The following is a 3,398-nucleotide window of genomic DNA, read 5'->3' as shown; positions in this document are numbered from 1 at the left end:
GGCTTATCCTGTTTTTTTAACCTAAATTTGCATCTTCAAAAAAAAAGCATGATTTATTTCTTCTCAAGCCAATCCAAAACGGTTTTCGCTTTACAAATAGAACGAAACCTTTCCCCTGATGATATTACGAAATTACAATGGCTCTTTGGCGGCGCACAAATCTGCAAAGAAAACGTTCTGACAGATTATTTTGTTGGGCCGCGTGCAGCGATGGTGACCCCCTGGAGTACCAATGCGGTAGAGATTACCCAGAACATGGATATTAAGGATATTGTTAGAATTGAGGAATTTCAACGGGTAGAAAGTAATTTTACTGATTTTGACCCAATGCTTTCGCAAAAGTTCAACGAACTTAACCAGGATTTATTCAGCATCAATATTCAGCCTGAACCAATTTTGGAAATTAAGGACATTGCCGCTTACAATAAACAAGAAGGACTATCTCTAAGTGACGAAGAAGTAAATTATTTAAATGAATTATCGCAGAGACTTGGCAGAGCCTTAACAGATTCTGAAGTTTTTGGTTTTTCGCAGGTCAATTCGGAACATTGCCGTCACAAAATTTTTAACGGCAAATTTGTGATTGATGGCGTAGAGCAGCCGTCGTCCCTTTTTAAATTGATCCGCAAGACATCAGAAGAAAATCCAAACGACATTGTTTCTGCCTACAAAGATAACGTGGCCTTTATTAAAGGACCTAAAGTTCAGCAATTTGCACCGAAACGTGCAGACGAACCTGATTATTATAAAGTAAGTGATTTCGAATCGGTCATCTCTATCAAAGCCGAAACCCACAATTTCCCAACCACTGTAGAGCCATTTAACGGTGCAGCAACAGGATCTGGTGGTGAGATCAGAGACAGGCTGGCAGGTGGACAGGGTTCCCTCCCACTGGCAGGTACAGCAGTATATATGACTGCACTTTCCAGACTGGAAGAAAACCGTCCCTGGGAACAAGGCGTAGAAGAAAGACAATGGCTCTATCAGACACCAATGGATATTCTTATCAAGGCTTCCAACGGTGCTTCTGATTTTGGAAATAAATTTGGTCAGCCACTGATTACAGGATCTGTTCTTACTTTTGAACATGAAGAAGAAGACCGTAAACTTGGGTTTGACAAAGTGATTATGCTTGCCGGCGGTGTGGGTTATGGCAAAGCAAGCCAAAGCCAAAAACACAAACCGGAAACAGGTGATAAAATTGTCATCCTTGGTGGTGAAAACTATAGAATCGGTATGGGTGGTGCCGCTGTATCCTCCGCTGATACTGGTGCATTAGGTTCTGGTATAGAACTAAATGCGATTCAACGTTCTAATCCTGAAATGCAGAAAAGAGCAGCCAATGCCGTTCGCGGTATGGTAGAAAGTGAACATAATACCATCGTTTCTATACATGACCACGGAGCAGGTGGCCACTTGAACTGTCTTTCTGAACTGGTAGAGGAAACCGGTGGAAAAATTGACCTGGATAAATTACCGGTTGGTGATCCTACTCTTTCAGCTAAAGAGATCATTGGTAATGAATCTCAGGAACGCATGGGTTTGGTTATTGGTCAGGAACACATTTCTACACTGCAGAAAATTGCAGACCGGGAGCGTTCACCAATGTATACTGTCGGTACAGTTACAGGCGACCACCGTTTTACTTTTGAATCTGCAACTACCGGTGCCAAACCGATGGATCTGGAACTAAAGGACATGTTTGGCAGTTCGCCAAAAGTCGTAATGGAAGATAAAACTGTAGATCGTAAATATCAGCCGGTAACCTATAATGCGGCAGATTTTAACACTTACCTGGAACAGGTTCTTCAATTGGAGGCCGTCGCGTCCAAAGACTGGCTGACCAATAAGGTTGACCGTTGTGTGGGCGGCCGCGTTGCCAAACAGCAATGTGCAGGTCCTTTACAATTGCCTTTAAACAACTGCGGTGTTATGGCACTGGATTTCCAGGGCAAAGAAGGTATAGCAACTTCCCTTGGACATGCTCCCCTTTCTGCTTTAATCGACCCTGCAGCTGGAAGCCGCATCGCAATTGCAGAATCCTTATCGAATATTCTGTGGGCACCTCTGAAAGATGGCTTAAAAAGCGTTTCACTTTCTGCAAACTGGATGTGGGCTTGTAAAAATGAAGGTGAAGATGCCAGATTATATGCAGCGGTTAAAGCTTGTTCTGACTTTGCAATTGAACTTGGAATCAATATCCCAACGGGTAAAGATTCCCTGTCAATGAAACAAAAATATAAAAATGATGAAGTTATTGCTCCTGGTACGGTAATCATTTCTGCAGCTGGAAATTGCAGTGACATTACTCAGGTAGTGGAGCCTGTACTTCAAAAAGATGGAGGAGACATTTATTATATCAATTTATCTAACGACGATTACAAACTGGGTGGTTCTTCTTTTGCACAAATTCTGAACCGGATTGGTAACGAAACACCAGACGTAAAAGATGCCGCACAATTTAAAGTCACTTTCAATACTTTACAGGAACTCATCAAAACAGGAAAAATCCAGGCTGGACATGATATTGGCAGTGGAGGTTTAATTACCACTTTATTAGAGCTTTGTTTTGCAGACCGTAATCTTGGTGCATCAATAGACCTTTCCCCTTTGAAAGAGACAGATAGTATTAAAGTTCTTTTTGCAGAAAATATTGGCCTAGTATTCCAGGCAAACAGTGATGTCGAAGCTATTCTTTCGGCTAACAATATTGCTTTCCACAAAATAGGTACAGTAACCTCTTCAGCAACGCTTGAGGTGACTAATCATGGTGAAAAATTGAATCTTGACATTGATCATCTTCGGGATATATGGTTTAAAACGTCGTATTTACTGGATAAGAAACAGAGTGGTCCGGTTAAAGCACAAGAACGCTTTGACAACTATAAAAACCACGTCTTAAACTATACTTTTCCATTACAGTTTGATGGAAAAAAACCAGCAATTGATGCTTCTAAACCAAGGCCTAAAGCTGCAGTGATCCGTGAAAAAGGAAGTAACTCGGAGCGTGAATTGGCCAATGCAATGTATCTTGCTGGTTTTGATGTAAAAGATGTACACATGACTGACCTAATTTCAGGAAGAGAAACTTTAGAAGATATTCAGTTCATTGGCGCTGTAGGTGGTTTCTCCAATTCAGATGTTCTGGGATCCGCTAAAGGCTGGGCTGGTGCATTTATGTACAACGAAAAAGCTAAAATAGCCCTCGAGAATTTCTTCAAACGCCCGGATACTTTATCTGTTGGAATCTGTAACGGTTGCCAGCTGTTTGTAGAACTTGGCCTGATCAATCCGGATCATACAGATAAACCTAAAATGCTTCACAACGAAAGTCATAAACATGAGAGCATTTTCACCTCCCTTACTATACAGGAAAACCACTCGATTATGCTGTCTAC

The 3,398-nt window shown here is 41.5% G+C and carries 1 protein-coding gene; it reads left to right on the top strand.

The features are described from left to right. Positions 1 to 48 precede the first annotated feature (48 nt). Positions 49 to 3,398 (top strand): phosphoribosylformylglycinamidine synthase (gene purL, locus VNZ46_RS03295; RefSeq protein WP_325558660.1); only part of this gene is annotated, 3,350 nt, incomplete at its 3' end.

The sequence above is a fragment of the Pedobacter sp. genome, from assembly GCF_035566355.1.
GTDB lineage: Bacteria > Bacteroidota > Bacteroidia > Sphingobacteriales > Sphingobacteriaceae > Pedobacter.
Note: the sequence above shows the minus strand (reverse complement) of the source record. Positions and strands in the feature narration are given on the sequence as shown.